Source organism: Amnibacterium sp., from assembly GCF_025463795.1.
GTDB lineage: Bacteria > Actinomycetota > Actinomycetes > Actinomycetales > Microbacteriaceae > Amnibacterium.
In genome coordinates this window covers 1-19,558 of sequence record NZ_JAODBE010000201.1, presented here as the reverse complement: position 1 = coordinate 19,558, position 19,558 = coordinate 1, and the positions used below count along the sequence as shown (strand labels likewise).

The window sequence follows — 19,558 nt, the reverse complement described above, 5'->3', positions numbered from 1 at the left end:
CGGCGACGTGTTCGTGCACGGCGCGAAGCAGGAGCACATGATGACGTTCCTGAACATCTTCAGGAAGGCCGGCGGCGCCTTCGACGTCGAGGAGCACGGCATCCGCTTCTGGCACCCGGGCGGGCCGTTGAAGCCCGTCGTCATCGAGACGGACGTGCACCCGGGCTTCATGACGGACTGGCAGCAGCCGCTCGTCGTGGCGCTCACCCAGGCCGAGGGCGTCTCCACCGTGCACGAGACGGTGTACGAGAACCGGTTCGGGTTCACCGAGGCGCTGCAGAAGATGGGCGCGGACATCCGCGTTCACCCGCGCGGCTTCGCGGCCCCGCACCGCCGCGTGCCCCGGCGCGACCTCGAGCAGGCCGCCGTCATCACCGGCCCGACCCCGTTGCACGGCGCCGACATCGAGGTGCCCGACCTCCGGGGCGGCTTCTCGCACCTCATCGCCGCGATGACGGCGACGGGCACGTCGACGGTCCGGAACGTCGGCATCATCAGCCGGGGGTACGAGAACTTCGAGGGCAAGCTCCGGGCGCTGGGGGCGCGCTTCACGGTCGATGGCTGACCGGCCGCGGCAGGAGAAGCTCCGGCCGTCGCTCTGGTGGATCCTCGGTGCCATCGCGGTGCCGTTCGTCCGCGGCACCTCGCACCTCACGATCCGTGCCCGGGACAAGCTCCCGGCGACCGGACCGTTCATCCTGACCCCGAACCACAACTCGAACATCGATCCGCTCGTGATCGCCGTCGCCGTGTGGCGGCTCGGCCGTGCACCGCGGTTCATGGCGAAGGCGTCGCTCTTCGCGGTGCCCGTGATCGGCGCGCTGCTGCGCGGCGTCGGCCAGATCCCGGTCGAGCGCGGCGGGATGCAGCGCGGGGCGATCCCCATCGACGCCGCGAAGCGGATCGTGGCCGAGGGCCACTGCGTGATCGTGTATCCGGAGGGATCGCTGACCCGCGATCCGGCTCTCTGGCCGATGCGGGGCAAGACCGGCGCGGCCCGACTCGCGCTCGACCTCGGCATCCCGGTGATCCCCGTCGCGCACTGGGGTACGCAGGGCCTGATGCCGATCTACTCGAAGCGGCTCCGGCTCTCGCCCCGCCCGCACATCGACGTGCTCTTCGGCGATCCCGTCGACCTCACGCCCTGGACCGGGCGTGCGACCGACCCGGCCGCGCTGCTGGCTGCCACCGCCGCGATCATGACCGCGGTCACCGCGCTGCTCGAGCAGCTGCGCGGCGAGACCGCGCCGGCCGATCGGTGGGATCCCTCGAAGCATGGTCAGACCGAGACGGGCAGGTTCTGATGGCCGACGGCACGCGCGTCGCCGTGCTCGGCGCCGGCAGCTGGGGCACCACCTTCGCGAAGGTGCTGGCCGACGCCGACGACCGGGTCGCGCTCTGGGCGCGCCGACCCGCGCTCGCCGAGTCGATCGCCCGGCGGCACCGCAACGACGACTACCTCCCCGGCGTGCTGCTGCCGGAGTCCATCCGCGTCGACTCCTCGCTCCCGGCCGTGCTGGCGGACGCCGAGATCGTGTTCCTGTCCGTTCCGAGCCAGTCCCTCCGCGGCGTGCTCGGCGACGTGCGCCGCGCGCTGCCGGCCGATGCCCTCGTCGTCAGCCTCATGAAGGGTGTGGAGAACGGCACCGGCCTCCGCATGAGCGAGGTCCTGCGGGACGGACTCGGCGTCCCGGACGAGCGGATCGCCGTCGTGTCCGGCCCCAACCTCGCCACCGAGATCGCCCGTGGCCAGCCGACCGCGGCCGTCGTCGCGTCGTCCTCCCAGGAGACCGCTGAGCGTGTGGCCCTGGCCGCGGCGAACCGCTACTTTCTCACCTTCACGAACACCGACGTGATCGGCACCGAGTTCGGCGGGGTGCTGAAGAACCTCATCGCGGTCGCCACCGGCATCGTCGTCGGGGTCGGCTACGGCGACAACACCAAGGCGTCGATCCTCACCCGCGGCCTCGCCGAGATGACGGCGTTCGCCGTCGCGTTCGGCGCCCAGCCGGAGACCCTCGCCGGTCTCGCCGGCCTCGGCGACCTCATCGCCACGAGCGAGTCGCCGCTCTCGCGCAACAACCGCGCCGGCCGCCTCCTGGGCCAGGGCTACAGCGTCGACGACGTGCTCCGCACCATGGACCAGGTGGCGGAGGGGCTCACCTCGCTCCAGCCGGTGCTGGACCTCGCCGCCACACGAGGTGTCGCGATGCCCATCGCCCAGCAGGTCGCCGATGTGATCGCGGGCACGCTCGACCCCCGCGACATCGCCCCCCACGTGGCCGGCGAGGCCGTCCCGGTGGGCGAGTAGCCCTCCTCCATCCGCCGTTCTCCGGAGTCCCCGCCCGACACGCCGGTTCCAGCCCCCGATCCTCCTGACAACCGGGGGCGGGTCCTGAAAACGGCGGAGGGGCGGGGCCTGGGTACGCTCGAGAGGTGACGGATCCCCGGGCCCGTGTGGCGGTCGTGTTCGGCGGACGCTCCAGCGAGCACGCCATCAGCTGCGCGACCGCGGGCGGCGTCCTCGCCGCGATCGACCGCGCCCGCTACGAGGTGATCCCCGTCGGCGTCACCCGCGACGGGGCGTTCGTGCTCGAGCGCGACGACCCGGCCGTCTTCGGACTCGACCCGGAGGCGCTGCCCGAGGTGCGCGACGACGGCACGCGGGTGCGCTGGCCCGAGTCGGCCTCGAGCCGGGAGCTCACCGTGCGGCGGCCGGACGGCTCGACGCAGTCGCTCGGCGACGTCGACGTCGTGCTCCCGATCCTCCACGGCCCGTTCGGCGAGGACGGCACCATCCAGGGCCTCTTCGAGCTCGTCGGGCTGCCCTACGTCGGCAACGGCGTGCTCGCCTCCGCGCTCGGCATGGACAAGCACTTCACGAAGACCGTGCTCGAGGCCGCCGGCGTGCCCGTCGCGCCGTGGGTGGCGCTCACGGAGGCCGACCGCCGCGGCGACGACACGTGGCTGCGCCGGCGCGTGGCCGGGCTCGGATACCCGGTGTTCGTGAAGCCGGCGCGCGCCGGTTCCTCCGTCGGGGTCACGAAGGTCGACGGGCCGGATGCGCTCGACGCGGCGCTCGACACCGCTTTCGCCGAGGACTCACGGGTGCTCGTGGAACGCGGCCTCGAGGGGCGCGAGCTCGAGGTGGGCGTGCTCGGCGCGCGCGGCGGCGGCGGCGTGCGCGTGTCCGCCGTGGGCGAGGTCATCGTGACCGGCCGGCCCTTCTACGACTTCGCCGCCAAGTACCTCGACGCACCCGGCGTCGATCTGGTCTGCCCGGCCGAGCTCGGCGACGGCGAGCGGATGGATCTCGAACGCCTCGCGGTGCGCGCGTTCGAGGCCATCGACGGTCGTGGGCTCGCCCGGATCGACGTCTTCCTCACGGGCGAGGGCTTCGTCGTCAACGAGATCAACACCATGCCCGGCTTCACGCCGATCTCGATGTTCCCCCGGTGCTGGCAGGAGTCGGGGCTGGCGTACCCCGACCTCATCACCGACCTGATCGAACAGGCCCGATGACCCGGCGCCTGCTCGCCGTCGTCGTGGCGGCCGGTGCGCTGCTCGCGCTCGCCGGCTGCACGCCGTCGATCTCGGTGACTCCGGCACCGGCGGCGACGGACACCGGCTGCGCGGCGCTGATCGTGCGGCTGCCGGAGACCATCGGCGCCTTCGGCAAGCGGGAGACCGACTCGCAGGGCACGGCGGCGTGGGGCGACCCCGAGGCGGTGCAGCTGCGATGCGGCGTGACGCCCCCGGGCCCGACGACCGACCCGTGCTACACCGCGTCCGGTGTCGACTGGATCCTCGCGAACACCGGGTCGGGGTCGAACGCTCGGGAGGTGATCACGACCTTCGGGCGGACGCCCGCCACGCAGGTCGTCGTCGATCCGAAGAAGGCGTCGGTGAACGACGTGCTGCCCACGATCTCCGACGCGGTCGTAGCAGCGATACCGACGGTGACGCGGCACTGCACCACGGCGTCGCAGGCGACGGCGAGTCCGGCACCGTGACCGACGACCGGCTGGCCGTCGTGGGGGAGCTGTCGGCCCTCCGCCGCATCGTCCCGCGCCTGCCCGGCTCGCCCGGCACGCTGCTCGGTCCCGGCGACGACGCCGCGGTGCTCGCCGCACCCGACGGCCGGGTGGTGCTGACGACGGACGTGATGGTCGAGGGCCCCGACTTCCGCAGGGACTGGTCGACGCCCCGCGACATCGGGTTCAAGGCCGCGGCGACCAACCTCGCCGACATCGCCGCGATGGGGGCGCGTCCCACGGGACTGCTCGTGGCCATCACCGCGCCGGCCGACCTCCCCGTGGCCGTGCTGGAGGGCATCGCGGACGGGTTCGCGGAGGCGTGCGCAGCGCTGGCGCCGGGCTGCGGCGTCGTCGGCGGCGACCTGACGATGTCGCCGACCCTCACCGTCGCCGTGACCGCCGTCGGCTCGCTCGACCACGCCGCGCCCGTGCTTCGCAGCGGCGCCCGCGTCGGCGACGTCGTCGCCTACGCGGGGTCCCTCGGCCGCGCCGGGGCCGCGCTCCGCCTGCTCTTCGGTGCCGACGGCGCCGCCGCGGTCGCCGCACTGCGGCGCGAACGACCGGAGCTCCTCGACGAGCAGCTGGCGCCGCGCCCGCCGCTCTCGGCCGGCCCCGCGGCCGCGGCAGCGGGTGCCACGGCGATGCTGGACGTGTCGGACGGCCTGCTGCTCGACGCCTCCCGCATCGCGCGGGCGAGCGGGGTGGTGCTCGACCTCGACGGCACCGCGCTCGACCACGACGTGCGAGCGGTGGCGCAGGCGCTCGCCGTGACCCACGAGGTCGCCCGCTCGGTGGTGCTGACCGCGGGGGAGGACCACGGCCTGCTCGCCTGCTTCCCCGACGGCGCCGTGCTGCCGGCGCCGTTCCGGATCGTCGGGGCCGTCGTGGCGGGGGAGCCTGACGTGCTCGTCGACGGCCTCCCGACGGCGGAGGCCACCGCGGGCTGGGATTCGTTCGCCCCCCGCCGGGACTGACGTGGCGCGGCGCAGCGGAGCGAGGGAGGCGGTGCTCGCCGACCGGCTCGGCCGTGTCCGGGAGCAGCGCGCCGCGATCGCGGCGGCGCTCGACGGCCTGCTGTCCGCGGATGCGCGGGACGGCCTCGTCCGGCGCGACGAGGAGCTCGCCGCGCTCGAACGCGGCCTCGGGGTGCTGCTGCCGACGGCGTGGGACCTGCAGCCGGGAGCCCCTCGCGCCGTCGTGAGCGGGGAGGATGCCGAGGTGCTCGCCGACATCCGGGTGACCGCGTCGGTGCTGGCGCTGCGGCTCCAGGAGCGGCCCGGGCCGCGCTCCCCGCTGGAGGAGCAGGACCTCGCGGCGGCCGTCGCCCTCTTCCGGTTCGCGCACACGGCGCTGGGCGACGACTTCGGCGGCTTCGGGAGCTTCGGGAGCTTCCCAGGCTGACGGGTCGGAGGGGTCGCCGGGCCGGGTTATGGTGCCGGGCATGCGGCGGGGAACGACGGATGCGGTGGTGTCGAAGCACCTCCGGCTGCTGCACGATCGCATCCGCGACCTGCAGCTCATCCTCACCGGCCGTGGGCCGATCATCGTGCCCACCGTCCAGGAGGAGGTGCGGTTCCGTGAGGAGCTGCGCGAGGCGGACCTCGTCGAGCGCGGCCTGACCGAGCTGCTGCCCGCGTTCTGGCGGGTGACGGGCACGTCGCGGCGGCGCGTGGGCCTCGTCGCCGAGGCGCGGGTGCTCGTCCGGCTGCGGGCGCTCGCCGCCACCCTCGCCCTCGGGCTCGAGCAGCCCGAGTCGGCGGCCGATCCGGACCGCCTCGCGATGGCGCGAGCCCTGTTCCGCTGGGCGGAGGCGGCACTGCTGCCGTTCGAGTTCGACGACAACGAGCTGCTGCCGGGCGGGGCGCTGCGGTACGAGCGCATCGTCGCGTACGCGATGTTCGGGCAGCGCTGGGGCTCGATCTAGGAGCCGCTCTCCGTCTCGAGCAGGTGGACCGCGGTGTCGCCGTAGGTGCGGGTGCGGTCGAGGGCCACTCCGTCGGGCCACGCCGGCGTCCGGTCGCGCACCGAGCGCTCGAGCACCAGCAGCGCGCCGGGCGCCGCGACCCGCACGAGCGCCGAGAGCGCGTCGGTCACCTGCCCGCCCGGCAGGTCGTACGGCGGATCGAGGAACACGAGCGTCGGCGCCGGCCCGGTCGGCGTCGCGAGGTAGCCGGCGACGGGGCGGACGACGACGCGGACGTCGAGGTCGACCCCGGCGGGCGCCGCTCGCTGCAGCTGCGCGAGGTTCTGCCGCATCGCCTTCGCGGCGCCGTTCCCCTTGTCGACGAGCACGGCGCTCGCCGCCCCGCGCGACAGGGCCTCGAACGCGAGCGCGCCGGACCCGGCGAAGAGGTCGAGCACGTGGGCGTTCCGGATCGCGTCGCGCGCCTCGAGCGCCGAGAACAGCGCCTCGCGCACCCGGTCGCTGGTCGGCCGGGTGCCCGTGGGCGGCGTCCGAAGCTGCAGCGAACCGGCCCACCCGCTGATGATGCGAGGCATGCCGACCATCCTGGCGGGTGCCGCTGATCGCGCCGTTCCGGAGAAACCGGATGACACGCCGCGGCCCGGCGGCGGAAGGCGGTGTGTCGCGCAGGAACTCCGGAACGGCGTGATGTGGCTCCGCGCCCGAAGCGGGGCTGCCTGCCGTCGGCCCTGCCTTCTAGCATGGCCCCATGCCGGGGCCGCTCGATCAGAAGCTCACCGGTGTGCTCGGCGACCGCACCGCGAAGGTGCTCGGAAAGGCGCTCGACCTGCACACGGTGGGCGACCTCGTCACCCACTACCCGCGCCGGTACCAGAAGCGCGGCGAGCTGAGCCGCCTCGACGCCCTCCCGCTCGAGACGGACGTCACGATCGTCGCCGACGTGCTCCGGGCCGGGTCCCGCTCGATGATGAACCGCCGCGGCACCCGCCAGGAGGTGCTGATCTCCGACGGTTCCGGCACCCTCACCCTCGTCTTCTTCAACCAGCCCTTCCGCGTCGACGCGAGCAAGGCGGGCGCGCTGAAGCCCGGCGTCCGCGGCATGTTCAGCGGGCGGGTGCGCTTCTACAAGGGCATGCGGGAGCTGACCCACCCGCGCTACGAGCTGTTCGACGGCAGCGGCGACGAGCCGCCCGACCCCGAGGTCGATCCGGAGGGCGCGAGGGCCTGGCACGAGGTGCCCATCCCGATCTATCCCGCGTCGGGATCCATCGACACCTGGAACATCCGCAAGGCCGTCGGCATCGCGCTCGACGCGATCGCGGGCATCGAGGACCCGATGCCGCTCGAGGTCTGCCGAACCGCGCGCCTGATGGGGTACGAGCCGGCGTTGCGCCGCATCCATCAGCCGAAGCACGACGCGGACTGGATGCAGGCGAAGCGCACCCTGCGCTTCCACGAGGCGTTCCTGCTGCAGACCGCGCTGCTGCAGCGCCGGGCCATCCGCGCGATGTTCGCCGCCACGCCGCGCACCCCGCAGCCCGACGGGCTGCTGGCGCGCTTCGATACGACGCTGCCGTTCGAGCTCACCGAGGACCAGCGGCTCGTCGGCACCGAGATCGCCGAGGACCTCGCGGGCGAGGCGCCGATGCACCGCCTGCTGCAGGGGGAGGTCGCCTCCGGCAAGACGCTCGTCGCGCTCCGCGCGATGCTCGCCGTCGCCGAGAGCGGCGGCCAGTCCGCGCTGCTCGCCCCGACCGAGGTGCTCGCCGCGCAGCACCTGCGGTCCATCGTCGCGACCCTCGGGCCCGACCTCGCGGCCGAGCTGATGCCGACCCTCGTCACCGGCCAGCTGTCCGCGGCCGAGCGCCGCAGGGCGGCGCTGCGGCTCGTCACGGGCCAGGCGCGGATCGTCGTCGGCACGCACGCGCTCCTGTCGGAGTCGACCGAGTTCTACGACCTCGGCCTCGTCGTGGTGGACGAGCAGCACCGTTTCGGGGTCGAGCAGCGCGAGGTGCTGCGCCGCAAGGGGTCCGCGCCGCACACGCTCGTGATGACGGCCACGCCGATCCCGCGGACCGTCGCGATGACGGTGTTCGGGGACCTCGAGACGTCCACCATCCGGCATCTGCCCAAGGGCCGCGCGCCGATCGAGACGCACGTCGTGCCGCTCGCCGAGAAGCCGCACTGGATCGCGAACGTGTGGCGGCGCGCGGGGGAGGAGGTCGCCCTGGGCCGGCAGGGCTACGTGCTCTGCCCGGCGATCGGGGCGGACGAACCGGAGGACGCGGACGACGACCTGCTCGACGTGGACGACGCCCGCCCCATGTCGACGGTCACGGCCACCCTGAAGGATCTCCGGGCGCAGCCCGCGCTCGCCGGCCGCCGGATCGAGGCCCTCACCGGCCGCATGACCGGCGAGGAGAAGGACCGGGTCATGCGCGCCTTCGCTGCGGGCGAGATCGACGTGCTCGTCGCCACCACCGTCGTGGAGGTCGGCGTCGACGTGGCCAACGCCACCTTCATGATCGTGCTCGACGCGGACCGGTTCGGCGTCTCGCAGCTGCACCAGCTGCGCGGCCGCGTCGGCCGCGGCGGCCTGCCCGGGCTCTGCCTCCTCGTCACGACGGCGCCCGAGGGCGTACTCGGCCACGAGCGCGTCACGACGGTGGCGGGCACGACCGACGGATTCGCCCTCGCCCAGGCCGACCTCGAGCTGCGGCGGGAGGGCGACGTGCTCGGCGCGAGCCAGTCCGGGGCGAGATCGCAGTTGAAGCTGCTCCGGGTCACGCGCGACGGCGACATCATCCAGGACGCGCGGGACGCGGCCGCCGGACTGCTCGAGGCGGATCCGTCGCTGGAGGGCTACCCGGTGCTGCGCGCCGCGATCGAGCGCAGCAGCGACGAGGACGCACGGGCCTTCCTCGACAAGAGCTGACGGTTCCCCCCGGTAGCCTGAGCCACATCATGCCCCGCGTCGCCGTGATCCCCGGCTCCTTCGACCCGGTCACCCTCGGGCACCTCGACATCGTGAAGCGCGCAGCTCCGCTGTTCGACCGGCTCCACGTGCTCGTCACCCACAACCCCGGCAAGGCGGCGCTGCTGCCGTTCACCCAGCGGGTCGCGCTGCTCGAGCAGGCGATCGCGGACGCGGGCGTCGAGGGCGACGTCGTCGTCGACTCGTGGAGCGTCGGACTGCTCGTCGACTACTGCGTCGAGGTCGGCGCGCAGGTGCTGGTGAAGGGCATCCGCTCGTCCACCGATGCCGAGTACGAGACGCCGATGGCCATCGTGAACCGCGACCTGGCCGGCGTCGAGACGCTCTTCCTCATCGGCGATCCCGGCACGAGCCACGTCTCCAGCTCGCTCGTGCGACAGGTGGCGGCGCTCGGCGGCGACATCAGGCCGTACGTGCCGCGGGCGGTGGCCGAGGTGCTGCAGCCGGGTGGCCGGCCTGCACGTGGCTGACGGGCTGCTCGTCGCGGTCTGCCGGGTCCACCAGCTGCTGCCCGACCGGGGCAACGGGGTGACCGCCATCGACAAGCGGCCGGTCGGCGGCGCGGTGCGGGCGTCGCGCTTCGGCCTGTTCGGCGATGTGCAGGCGGAACGCCGGCACCACGGCGGCGAGGACCAGGCCGTGTACGCGTACGCCGAGGAGGACGCCCTCCACTTCTCGCACGAGCTCGGGCGGGACGTGCCGCCCGGCCTGTTCGGGGAGAACCTCCGCACGAGCGGGATCGACGTGACGGATGCGGTGATCGGCGAGCGCTGGCGGGTGGGGCAGCAGGCGCTGCTCGAGGTCACCTACCCGCGCACGCCGTGCGGCACGTTCGAGCGCCGGATGGGCGTTCCCGGCTGGCAGGACCGGTTCCGCGAGCACGGCGCTCCCGGCGCCTACCTCCGCGTGCTCAAGGCCGGGTCGATCCGAGCGGGCGACGACATCGAGGTCGTCGAGCGCCCCGAGCACGGCGTGACGATCGGCCGCTGGTTCCGCCATCAGGCCCCGACGGACGCCGAGGTGCTCCTCGCCGCGCACGCCGACGGCGCGATCGTGCTGCGGGACAAGCTCCGCGGCCACGTGGACCGGGCGCTGCGGCGAGCCCCCGCCTGAGCCCGGCCGCCCCTGCGGGCGGACCGAGGAGACGCCACGCGTCGGATGGGAGGATGAATCCGTGAGTGCACCGCAGTTCGGCTACGCCGCCATGCTCGAGCAGTTCCATCCGACGGAGGCGGTCGAGCTCGCCGCCTACGCGGAGTCGAAGGGCTTCTCCGGCGTGATGGCCGCGGACCATTTCCAGCCGTGGGTCCCCGCGCAGGGCCAGAGCGCGTTCGTCTGGAGCGTGCTCACCGCGCTCGGCGAGCGCACGAAGGGCGACTTCGGGCCCGGCGTGACGGCGCCGATCTTCCGCTGGCACCCGGCGATCGTCGCGCAGGCGTCCGCGACGCTGGCGGCCATGTACCCGGGCCGCCACTGGCTGGGGCTCGGCTCCGGCGAGGCCCTGAACGAGCACATCGTCGGCCAGTACTGGCCGGAGGCGCCCGAGCGGATCAACCGGATGTTCGAGGCGGTCGAGATCATCGACAAGCTCTTCACCGGCTCGCTCGCCGGCAAGGACGTGAAGCACTCGGGCAAGTACTTCACGCTCGAGTCCACCCGGCTCTGGACCATGCCGGAGCAGCGGCCCGAGATCCTCATCGCGACCGCCGGCCCCGTGACCGCCAAACGTGCGGGCCGCACCGTCGACGGGCTCATCACTGTCGGAGCGCCGCTCGAGAAGATCTCCGGGCTGTTCCAGAAGTTCGACGACGGCCGCCGCGAGGCGGGCAAGGACCCCGCGGCCGCGCCGAAGGTGCTCCAGCTGCACCTCTCCTGGGCCGCGACGGACGAGGAGGCGCTCGCGAACGCGATGCACGAGTGGCCGAACGGCGGCATGAAGTTCCCGAAGGGCGACATCCGCAGTCCACTCGAGTTCGAGCAGATGGCGAAGATGGTGCGGCCGGAGGACTTCGAGGGGCGGATGGTCATCGGAAGCGATCCGGACGTGCACCGGGCGAGCATCCAGCGGTTCGCGGACCTCGGCTTCGACCGCATCTACCTCCACAACGTCGGCCGCAACCAGCGCGAGTGGATCGACGTCTTCAGCCGCGACGTGCTCCCCAAGATCACGCGATGATCAGCGCATTCGCGCCCGACGGCATCCCCGAGGTCGAGGCGGGGACCGACCTCGTCGCCCTCGTCGCCGGCGCCGTCGGCGACCTCGAGGACGGCGACGTGGTCGTCGTGTCCAGCAAGATCGTCTCGAAGGCGGAGGGCCGGCAGGTGCACGCCGACGACCGCGAGGAGGCCATCTCCGCCGAGACCGTGCGGGTCGTCGCGACCCGCCGGCAGCCGGGCGGCGCGGTCACCCGGATCGTGGAGAACCGGCTCGGCATCGTGGGCGCCGCGGCGGGCGTCGATGCGAGCAACGTCGCCGAAGGCACCGTGCTGCTGCTGCCCGAGGACCCCGACGCCTCCGCCCGCCGCCTCCGGGCCGCGCTCGCCGAACGCACCGGCCGGCGCATCGGCGTGGTCGTGACCGACACCCTCGGCCGCCCCTGGCGGCACGGCCAGACCGACGTGGCCATCGGCGCCGCAGGGGTCGCCGTCGTCGACGACCTCCGCGGCACGCCGGACGCGGCGGGCAGGCGGATGGACGTCACGGTGGTCGCCGTCGCGGACGAGCTCGCCGCGATGGCGGACCTCGTGAAGGGCAAGACGGCGAACCGCCCGGTCGCGGTGATCCGCGGGCTCGGCCGCCTCGTCACGGAGGAGGACGGACCGGGCGCCCGGTCGCTCGTGCGGGTCGGTCCCGAGGACATGTTCCGGCGTGGGGCCGACGAGGCCTACGCCGACGGCTACCGTGACGGATACGCGGAGGGTTCGCGCGAGTCGACCGGATGGCACGGCGACCGGGAGAGCGAAGGTGGGCAGTGATCGACTGGGTGGTCCTGGTCCCGATCAAGCGATTCGCCGACGCGAAGACGCGGCTGCATCCGCGGGCGGACCGCGCCGCCGTCGCGGAGGCGATCGCGCGCGACACCCTCGACGCGGTGGCCGGCGTGTCGCGGGTGCGCATGATCCTCGTGATGACCGACGACCCGGCGCTCGTCGAGGACCTCGCCCTGCCCGTCGCGGTCACCGTGCGGGTGCAGCGCGTGCCCGGGCTGAACAACGCGATCGCGGACGGCCTCCGCTACGCCCAGGAGTCGTGGCCCGACTACGGGCAGGCGGTGCTGCTCGGGGACCTGCCCGCGCTCACCTCCGAGGACCTCGAGGACACGCTCGCCGCGGCCGAGGAGCTGCCGCTCGGCGTCGTGCCCGACGCGTCCGGCAGCGGCACCGTGATGATCTCCGGCCAGCCCGGCGTCCCGCTGCTCCCCGCGTTCGGCGTCGGATCCGCGCGCCGCCACCGCGAGCTCGGCCACCGGCTCCTCCGGGCGCCCGAGGGCCTGCGCCGCGACGTCGACACCCCCGAGGACCTGCAGACGGCGATCCGCCTCGGCGTCGGCCGCCACACCGCCGCGACCCTCGGCCTGACCGCGGCCCGCTAGCCTCCGCGTCTGCGGCTGCTCCGGACGTCCGCGGTCGATGTACCGGCGGCAGACGTCCGAGGGAGCCGCAGAAGCCGCGTCCCGCGCTGCAGCACGCTGGGATGTCCGTACGAGGAGGCGGCGCCGGCGGGCGGGGAGCACACTGGTGCCATGCCCGACGAGGAGCGATCCGAGGACCCGCGCCAGGAGCAGGGACCAGGGGACTCCCCGGACTCGCCCGACTGGATCCACCGCGCCGTGATCTACGGCGTCGACGTGCTGCGGTTCCAGGACTCGGACGGCGACGGGAACGGCGACCTGAAGGGGCTGGTCGCCCGCCTCGACCATGTCGAGCGCCTCGGTGCCGACTGCCTCTGGCTGCTGCCCTTCTACCCGAGCGAGCGGCGCGACAACGGCTACGACGTGACGAACCACCTCGGCGTCGATCCGCGCATCGGGGAGCTCGACGACTTCCGCCTGCTCGCCGAGGAGGCGCACGCCCGCGGCATCCGCCTGCTCCTCGACCTCGTGCTGCACCACACCTCGAACCGTCACCCGTGGTTCCAGGCGGCGGAGTCGGATCCCCGCAGCCGGTTCCGCGACTACTACATCTGGAGCGAGACCGAGCCGCCCGACAGCGTCTCGGCGAGCGCGTTCCCGAACGAGCGCGGCGCCGACGGCATCTGGACGCGCTCGGAACGGGCCCGCGCCTTCTACCGCCACAAGTTCTACGACTTCGAGCCCGACCTGCGCATCGCGTCCGACGCGCTCTGGGAGGAGGTGAAGGGCATCCTCGACTTCTGGATCGCGCTCGGCGCCGACGGCTTCCGGATCGACGCGGCGGGCGAGCTGTTCGCCGACATCGGCCTTCCGGGCGATCAGGCCGACGCGGGTCGCCGCCTCGACGACCTGCGCGGCTACCTCCGCCACCGGGCGCCGTCGGTCGCGCTGCTCGGCGAGGTCGACCTCGCCCCCGAGCAGCTGCCCACCTACTTCGACCGGGGCCGGATCGACCAGCTGCTCGCCTTCCTGCCGAACAACGCCCTGATGCTGTCGCTCGCGACCGAGGACGCCGCCCCCCTCTGCGCTGCGGTCGCCCGCCACGACGACGCCGTGCGGCACGGGGCGTGGCGGCAGTTCCTGCGCAACCTCGACGAGCTGAACCTGTCCCACCTCTCCGACGAGCAGCGGCAGGGGGTGTTCGACGTGTTCGCGCCCCAGGAGGACGAGCGGATCTACGGGCGGGGGATCCGCCGCGGATGGGCGCCGATGATGGAGCACGACCGGCGGAAGCGGATGACCATCAGCCTGCTGTTCGCGCTCCCGGGCGCCCCGCTGCTCGTGGCCGGGCAGGAGATCGGTACGGGGGACGACCTCGCGCTGCCCGGCCGCGCCTCAGTGCGGCTGCCCATGCAGTGGTCCGCCGAGGACGGCGGCGGCTTCTCGACCAGCCAGGAGGGCGAGGCGGCGCACCTCGTGACGGAGGGTCCCTTCGGGATCCGAAGCGTGAACGTGGCGGACCAGGAAGCGGATCCCGGCAGCCTCCTCCACCTCGTTCGGGCTCTCATCCGCTTGTGGCGGGAGCATCCCGAGATCGCCTCGCCGCGCACGGACCGGCTGGACGCGGATCCGGCGATCGCCGCGTTCCGCTACGGCTCCATCGCGGCCGCGCACAACCTCGCCGCCGACCCCCGGCCTCTGCCCGAGGCCATGGCCGCGGGCCAGCTGCTCCTCGGCGACGAGACGGTGGACGGGGGACTGCTGCCCGGTCACGGCTTCCGCTGGGTGCTGCTGCCCTGACGGGCTAGCGCGGCTGGGCGGGGTTCGTCGGCACGCCCTGCGACGGCGGGTTGATCTTCGGGCCCGTCGTCGCGGGACTCACCTTGGAGCCGCCGCCCGCGGCGGGCGCGACCTCGGGCATGGCCTGCTCGACGGCGCCGCTCGGCTGCGCGCCGCTCCGCAGCGCCTCGATGCGGTGCCGCAGCACCTCCGTGACGGGGAGCCGGTCCCCGTGGGCCTGCTCGTAGTCGAGCAGCTGCTGGACGCCGCCCGCATCGAGCGCGCTGATCCGCGACGGCAGGGTGCCGAGCGGGATGTGGTCGAAGTCGGGCAGCGGGAGGTCGGTGCGCTCGGTCATGGGCTCGACCGCAGGAACGCCGCCTCGGAGCCCGATGTGCTCCGACTGACGAAGGGCAGACCGCGTCGGTCAGCCGCGGTTCACCGACACCCGGTCGACGAGGCCCCGGTACTGGTCGTCGCCGCTGCTGCTCTTCGCGCCGATGTAGAGCGATCCCGAGTTCGAGATCGAACCCGTCGACACGGACTTGGACGAGGTCTTCCCGTCGACCGTCACCTTCACCGAGCTCGACGTGCGCGCGCAGGTGATGGTGTGCCACGCGTTGTCGGCGAGGCTGCCGGAGCTCGAGGCCGACCCCTGGGCCGACGACCCGCGGAAGTCGCAGAAGGCGTTCCCGCCGGCGAGGATCTCGACCTTGTAGCTGCCGCCGTCCGTCGTCGAGAGCCCCTTCCGCAGCACGTCGTAGTCACCGGACGGCTTCGCCGAGAACTTCACGTGGAGCGTGAACGAGAAGCTGCTCGTGCCCGGGTTCAGCTCGGAGGAGCTCGGCACCGAGACGTACGACGGGTGGGAGAAGAACCCGAACGCCTTGCCGCTCGACGTGCCGGGCTGCCCCGTCGACACGTTGTGCAACGTGCCCGTGTGGCCGTGGCCCGAGGCGTCGGCCATGGTCGAGCCGGTGTCGCCCATGTTCCAGAGCGCCACCTGCGTCGACGCGGCGGACGCGGGGGCGGCCGCGGCCAGGGTCATGCCGAGTGCCGACGCGGCGGCAGCCAGACCGAGAGCGATTCGTCGCACGCGGGAACCTCGCATTCTGATGGGGAGCCGGGTCGCTCCGCACGTCGACGCTAGTCAGGCTGGCTGCAGGAAGGAAGGGGTTCCGTCAACGGGACGGTGCGCGGGCCCGTAACCGGTCGGCCATCGTGAGCGCCTCGGCGGCGATGGCGGCGGACGCCTCGTCGTCGTGCATCCAGAGCGGTACGGCGCTCGTCGGCACGCCGGCGGACGCGAGCTCCCCGACCGACGCCTCGTCGGACGTGTCGACGAGCCAGCCGTCGAGCAGGCCCCCGTCGCTCCGCGCGCCGTAGTGCCCGCCGACCGCCGCCGCGCTCGTCTGCACCCCGATCGCGCGGAGGCACGCGTCGGCCATGCCCCGGACGGCCGAGCCGCCGATGATCGGGGACACGCCGACGATCGGCGCTGCCGTCTCGAGCAGGGCCTCGCGGATGCCGGGGATCCCGAGGATCGTGCCGATCGAGACGACCGGGTTCGACGGCGCGAGCAGCACGACGTCCGCCTCGGCGAGCGCCGGCAGGACGGGCGGCGCGGGCCTCGCCGTCTCGACCCCGACCTGCAGGAACGCGTGGGCGGGCACCTTCGCGCGGGTACGGACCCACCACTCCTCGAAGTGCAGATCGCGGGGAACGCCGTCCTCCTCGACGAGCACGTGTGTCTCGACCTCGTCGTCGGTCGCCGGCACGAGCCGCACGCCGAGCGGCCATCTCGCGCTCAAGCGCTCCACGACGGCCGACAGCGGCAGTCCCTGCTTCAGCAGCGCGGTGCGGGCGATGTGGGTGCCGAGGTCGAGATCGCCGAGGGTGAACCACGGCCAGCCGACCCCGTAGGCGGCGAGCTCGCCGCTCACCCGCTCGCTCTCGCCTGCCCGGCCCCAGCCGCGATGCGTGTCGTTGACCCCGGCGAGGGCGTACAGAAGCGAGTCGAGGTCGGGGGTGATGCGCAGCCCCGCCAGCCAGAGGTCGTCGCCCGTGTTCGCGACGACCGTGACGTCGGCGTCGGATCCACCGGCGCCGTCGGGCCAGGCGGCACGGACGTGGCGACGCAGGCCGCGCACGAACTTCGCGCCGCCCACCCCGCCCGCGAGCACGACGATGCGGGGGGCGGGCACCCCGTCAGCCTACGGAGCGGCTGCCGCGCCCTGCTGGGGATGGAGTCAGGAGGCCTGGCTGATCCGCACCGTGTTGCCGGACGGGTCCCGGAAGGCGCAGTCGCGAGGTCCCCACGGCTGGTCGATCGGCTCCTGGAGCACCTCCGCGCCGGCGGCACGGGCCCGCTCGAACACGTCGTCGAGGTCGTCGGCCCGGAGGAACACCGGCGGCAGGGAGCCCTTGACGAGCAGCTCGTGGATCGTGTCCGCCTCGGTCTCCGAGCGCCCCGCCCGCGGGTCCGTGAGGACGATGTCGGGGCCCTCCGACGCGCTGAGCGTCACCCAGCGGGACCCGCCCGATGCGACCTCGTTCCGCACCTGGAAGCCGAGGGCGTCCCGGTAGAACCCGAGCGCCTCCTCGACGTCGCCGACGGTGATCATCGTGTAGTTCAGTGCGACAGCCATGCCGGGAGGCTAGGACGCCGGCGGCCCGGCCGCTTCTCGGATCCTGCTCGACGCGTACCGCTTCGGACGGGTCAGCACCCTGACCATGCACGCCGGCATCGCCTCCACGTCGTCGTGGGTGCGGGCCCGGTAGGCGGAGGGCGTCTCGCCGACGAGCTCGCTGAAGCGGGAGCTGAACGAGCCGAGCGAGGTGCAGCCCACGGTCATGCAGGCGTCGGTCACGTTCGCCCCGGCCCGGAGCAGCGCCATGGCGCGTTCCACGCGCCGTGTCATGAGGTAGCCGTACGGCGTCTCGCCGTACGCCTCCTTGAAGCGGCGGGAGAAGTGCGCCGGCGACATGGCGGCCCGCTGCGCCATCGTCACGACGTCGAGCGGGAGCGCGTAGTCGCGGTCGATGAGGTCCCGGGCGCGACGCAGGAACACGAGCTCCTGGAGGCGCTGCGGGGTCATCCCGGGACGGTACCAGCAGGCAGTGGCCGCGGGGGCGGCCGAAGTGCCACGATGGGACCGAGGCCCCCACGCGGGTCCGGGAGGAACCGATGGCCGGAAGCAGCCCCCGATGACCGTCGTCCGCGCGGCGATCACACAGACGTCGTGGACGGGGAACCAGGCCTCGATGCTCGACGCGCACGAGGGCTTCGCCCGCGCGGCCGCTGCGCAGGGCGCACAGGTGATCTGCTTCCAGGAGCTCTTCACCGGCCCCTACTTCGGCATCGTCGAGGACGCGAAGTACTACGACTACGCGGAGCCCGCCGACGGGCCCACCGTTCGGCGGTTCGCGGCGCTCGCGGCCGAGCTCGGCATGGTGATGGTGCTGCCCATCTACGAGGAGGCGCAACCGGGCGTCTACTACAACACCGCCGTCGTCGTGGACGCGGACGGCGCCGTCCTCGGGAAGTACCGCAAGAACCACATCCCGAACCTCGACAGCTTCTGGGAGAAGTTCTACTTCCGGCCGGGGAATCTCGGGTATCCGGTGTTCGACACCGCCGTCGGCAAGGTCGGCGTCTACATCTGCTACGACCGCCACTTCCCGGAGGGGTGGCGCGAGCTGGCTCTGAACGGCGCCGAGATCGTCTTCAACCCGAACGCGACGAAGCCCGGCCTCTCCAACCGGCTGTGGGACCTCGAGCAGGCGGCTGCCGCCGCTGCGAACGGCTACTTCGTGGCCGCCCCGAACCGCGTCGGCCGCGAGGACAACGAGTACGGCGAGAAGGCCGTCACCTTCTACGGGACGAGTCAGTTCTGCGACCCGCAGGGCAACTTCGTCGGAGCCCGAGGCAGCGACGAGCACGAGGAGGTCGTGATCCGCGACCTCGACCTCGGGCTGATCCGCGAGGTGCGGAACGCGTGGCAGTTCTTCCGCGACCGCCGGCCCGACACCTACACGGCCATCCCCGCCCCCTGACCTGCAGCGAACGAGAGAAGCACCACCGATGGCCAAGACGCTGATCAAGAACGGCACGGTCGTGAACGCGACCGGCACCGCGCAGGCCGACGTGCTGATCGACGGAGAGACGATCGCCGCCGTGCTCGCGCCCGGGTCGACCCTGCTCGGCTTCGACGTCGAACGGCACGTCGACACCGTCATCGACGCGGCGGGCAAGTACGTCATCCCCGGCGGGGTCGACGCCCACACGCACATGGAGATGCCGTTCGGCGGCACCTTCGCCTCCGATACCTTCGAGACCGGCACCCGCGCGGCGGCGTGGGGCGGTACGACGACGATCGTCGACTTCGTCGTGCAGTACCCCCACGAGCAGGTGCTCGATCGGTACCAGGCGTGGCACGAGAAGGCCGCCGGGCAGTGCGCCATCGACTACGGCTTCCACCAGATCCTGTCCGACGTCCAGCCGTCGAGCCTCACGGCGATGGACGAGCTGATCGGCGAGGGCGTGACGAGCTTCAAGCTCTTCATGGCCTACAAGGGCGTCTTCCTGTCGGACGACGGCCAGATCCTCCGGGCGTTCCAGAAGGGCGCCGAGAACGGCGCGCTGATGATGATGCACGCCGAGAACGGCTCGGTCATCGACGTGCTGGTCGAGCAGGCGGTCGCCGCCGGCACCACCTCGCCGCTGTACCACGGGCTCACCCGGCCGTGGCAGACGGAGGAGGAGGCGACCCACCGCGCGATCATGATCGCCGACCTCACCGGCGCGCCCCTCTACGTCGTGCACGTCTCCGCGAAGCAGGCCGTCGAGCAGATCGCGGCGGCACGGGACCGCGGCGGCAACGTGTTCGGCGAGACCTGCCCGCAGTACCTCTACCTCTCCCTCGAGGACCAGCTCGGCGCCTCCAGCGAGCAGTGGGGCTCGTTCGAGGGCGCGAAGTGGGTGTGCTCCACGCCGCTGCGCGCGAAGGAGGAGGGCCACCAGCACCACATGTGGCAGGCGCTGCGCACGAACGACCTGCAGATGGTGTCGACGGACCACTGCCCGTTCTGCATGAAGGGTCAGAAGGACATGGGCCTGAGCGATTTCTCGAAGATCCCGAACGGCATCGGCTCCGTCGAGCACCGCATGGACCTGCTCTACCAGGGCGTCGTCGACGGCCACATCATCCTGCCGCGCTGGGTCGAGATCACCTCGACGACGCCGGCGCGG

General features: G+C 73.0%; 22 protein-coding genes and 1 pseudogene. 17 read left to right on the top strand and 6 right to left on the bottom strand.

Annotated features, from left to right (window positions below; translation table 11 throughout):
* The 8 genes and pseudogenes from JWQ92_RS16635 to JWQ92_RS16600 form a co-directional block, all read left to right on the top strand.
* A pseudogene (locus JWQ92_RS16635) lies at positions 1-565 on the top strand (UDP-N-acetylglucosamine 1-carboxyvinyltransferase); the annotation flags it as partial.
* Positions 558-1,304 carry a 1-acyl-sn-glycerol-3-phosphate acyltransferase gene (locus JWQ92_RS16630; protein WP_297345579.1) on the top strand — a complete coding sequence of 249 codons (747 nt, stop codon included), beginning with the start codon at positions 558-560 and terminating at the stop codon, positions 1,302-1,304. The pseudogene JWQ92_RS16635 and the gene JWQ92_RS16630, both read left to right, overlap by 8 nt.
* Positions 1,304-2,311: an NAD(P)H-dependent glycerol-3-phosphate dehydrogenase gene (locus JWQ92_RS16625; protein WP_297345578.1), complete on the top strand. Its 1,008-nt coding sequence runs from the start codon at positions 1,304-1,306 to the stop codon at positions 2,309-2,311. Before JWQ92_RS16630 ends, JWQ92_RS16625 begins: the two co-directional genes overlap by 1 nt.
* A 125-nt stretch (positions 2,312-2,436) precedes the next feature.
* Complete coding sequence (locus tag JWQ92_RS16620) at positions 2,437-3,522, top strand: D-alanine--D-alanine ligase family protein (protein ID WP_297345577.1); 1,086 nt, start codon at positions 2,437-2,439, stop codon at positions 3,520-3,522.
* Complete coding sequence (locus tag JWQ92_RS16615) at positions 3,519-4,013, top strand: DUF3515 domain-containing protein (RefSeq protein WP_297345576.1); 495 nt, start codon at positions 3,519-3,521, stop codon at positions 4,011-4,013. Before JWQ92_RS16620 ends, JWQ92_RS16615 begins: the two co-directional genes overlap by 4 nt.
* A complete protein-coding gene (locus tag JWQ92_RS16610; protein ID WP_297345575.1) occupies positions 4,010-5,011 on the top strand; it encodes a thiamine-phosphate kinase in 1,002 nt (333 codons plus the stop codon). The genes JWQ92_RS16615 and JWQ92_RS16610 overlap by 4 nt, the downstream gene beginning before the upstream one ends.
* A gap of 1 nt (position 5,012) precedes the next feature.
* Positions 5,013-5,438 (top strand): hypothetical protein, encoded by a 426-nt coding sequence (locus JWQ92_RS16605; protein WP_297345574.1) that lies wholly within the window; start codon positions 5,013-5,015, stop codon positions 5,436-5,438.
* Between the two features lie 40 nt (positions 5,439-5,478).
* Positions 5,479-5,961: a hypothetical protein gene (locus JWQ92_RS16600; RefSeq protein WP_297345573.1), complete on the top strand. Its 483-nt coding sequence runs from the start codon at positions 5,479-5,481 to the stop codon at positions 5,959-5,961.
* On the opposite strand, the gene JWQ92_RS16595 is transcribed toward JWQ92_RS16600, so the two are convergent.
* Positions 5,958-6,536, bottom strand: coding sequence for an RsmD family RNA methyltransferase (locus JWQ92_RS16595; protein ID WP_297345572.1), 579 nt, complete (start codon positions 6,534-6,536; stop codon positions 5,958-5,960). The genes JWQ92_RS16600 and JWQ92_RS16595 overlap by 4 nt on opposite strands.
* A 173-nt stretch (positions 6,537-6,709) precedes the next feature.
* Between JWQ92_RS16595 and JWQ92_RS16590 the strand changes: the two genes are divergently transcribed.
* The 7 genes from JWQ92_RS16590 to JWQ92_RS16560 all read left to right on the top strand — a co-directional run bounded on the left by JWQ92_RS16590 (position 6,710) and on the right by JWQ92_RS16560 (position 14,328).
* On the top strand, positions 6,710-8,896 hold the full coding sequence (locus JWQ92_RS16590) for an ATP-dependent DNA helicase RecG (RefSeq protein ID WP_297345571.1): 2,187 nt from the start codon (positions 6,710-6,712) through the stop codon (positions 8,894-8,896).
* Positions 8,897-8,925: 29 nt separating this feature from the next.
* A complete protein-coding gene (gene coaD, locus JWQ92_RS16585) occupies positions 8,926-9,426 on the top strand; it encodes a pantetheine-phosphate adenylyltransferase (protein WP_297345570.1) in 501 nt (166 codons plus the stop codon).
* A complete protein-coding gene (locus JWQ92_RS16580; RefSeq protein ID WP_297345569.1) occupies positions 9,404-10,069 on the top strand; it encodes an MOSC domain-containing protein in 666 nt (221 codons plus the stop codon). The genes coaD and JWQ92_RS16580 overlap by 23 nt, the downstream gene beginning before the upstream one ends.
* A gap of 91 nt (positions 10,070-10,160) precedes the next feature.
* Positions 10,161-11,132 carry a TIGR03557 family F420-dependent LLM class oxidoreductase gene (locus tag JWQ92_RS16575; RefSeq protein WP_297345580.1) on the top strand — a complete coding sequence of 324 codons (972 nt, stop codon included), beginning with the start codon at positions 10,161-10,163 and terminating at the stop codon, positions 11,130-11,132.
* Complete coding sequence (gene cofE / locus JWQ92_RS16570) at positions 11,129-11,932, top strand: coenzyme F420-0:L-glutamate ligase (RefSeq protein ID WP_297345568.1); 804 nt, start codon at positions 11,129-11,131, stop codon at positions 11,930-11,932. Before JWQ92_RS16575 ends, cofE begins: the two co-directional genes overlap by 4 nt.
* Positions 11,929-12,549, top strand: coding sequence for a 2-phospho-L-lactate guanylyltransferase (gene cofC, locus JWQ92_RS16565; protein WP_297345567.1), 621 nt, complete (start codon positions 11,929-11,931; stop codon positions 12,547-12,549). Before cofE ends, cofC begins: the two co-directional genes overlap by 4 nt.
* 150 nt (positions 12,550-12,699) lie before the next feature.
* Positions 12,700-14,328 carry an alpha-amylase family glycosyl hydrolase gene (locus tag JWQ92_RS16560; RefSeq protein ID WP_297345566.1) on the top strand — a complete coding sequence of 543 codons (1,629 nt, stop codon included), beginning with the start codon at positions 12,700-12,702 and terminating at the stop codon, positions 14,326-14,328.
* A gap of 4 nt (positions 14,329-14,332) precedes the next feature.
* On the opposite strand, the gene JWQ92_RS16555 is transcribed toward JWQ92_RS16560, so the two are convergent.
* The 5 genes from JWQ92_RS16555 to JWQ92_RS16535 all read right to left on the bottom strand — a co-directional run bounded on the left by JWQ92_RS16555 (position 14,333) and on the right by JWQ92_RS16535 (position 17,405).
* Positions 14,333-14,665 (bottom strand): hypothetical protein, encoded by a 333-nt coding sequence (locus tag JWQ92_RS16555; RefSeq protein ID WP_297345565.1) that lies wholly within the window; start codon positions 14,663-14,665, stop codon positions 14,333-14,335.
* Positions 14,666-14,734: 69 nt separating this feature from the next.
* Positions 14,735-15,403, bottom strand: a complete 669-nt coding sequence (locus JWQ92_RS16550) for a LamG-like jellyroll fold domain-containing protein (RefSeq protein ID WP_297345564.1) — start codon at positions 15,401-15,403, stop codon at positions 14,735-14,737.
* Between the two features lie 85 nt (positions 15,404-15,488).
* Positions 15,489-16,511, bottom strand: a complete 1,023-nt coding sequence (gene cofD / locus JWQ92_RS16545; protein ID WP_297345563.1) for a 2-phospho-L-lactate transferase — start codon at positions 16,509-16,511, stop codon at positions 15,489-15,491.
* A gap of 45 nt (positions 16,512-16,556) precedes the next feature.
* Positions 16,557-16,955 (bottom strand): VOC family protein, encoded by a 399-nt coding sequence (locus tag JWQ92_RS16540; protein ID WP_297345562.1) that lies wholly within the window; start codon positions 16,953-16,955, stop codon positions 16,557-16,559.
* A 9-nt stretch (positions 16,956-16,964) separates the two neighbouring features.
* On the bottom strand, positions 16,965-17,405 hold the full coding sequence (locus tag JWQ92_RS16535) for a helix-turn-helix transcriptional regulator (RefSeq protein ID WP_297345561.1): 441 nt from the start codon (positions 17,403-17,405) through the stop codon (positions 16,965-16,967).
* A gap of 109 nt (positions 17,406-17,514) precedes the next feature.
* On the opposite strand from JWQ92_RS16535, the gene JWQ92_RS16530 reads away from it, so the two are divergent.
* Together JWQ92_RS16530 and hydA are read left to right on the top strand one after the other, a co-directional pair.
* Positions 17,515-18,363, top strand: a complete 849-nt coding sequence (locus JWQ92_RS16530) for a nitrilase-related carbon-nitrogen hydrolase (protein WP_297345560.1) — start codon at positions 17,515-17,517, stop codon at positions 18,361-18,363.
* A gap of 28 nt (positions 18,364-18,391) precedes the next feature.
* A partial coding sequence (gene hydA, locus JWQ92_RS16525; RefSeq protein WP_297345559.1) for a dihydropyrimidinase occupies positions 18,392-19,558 on the top strand: 1,167 nt, incomplete at its 3' end.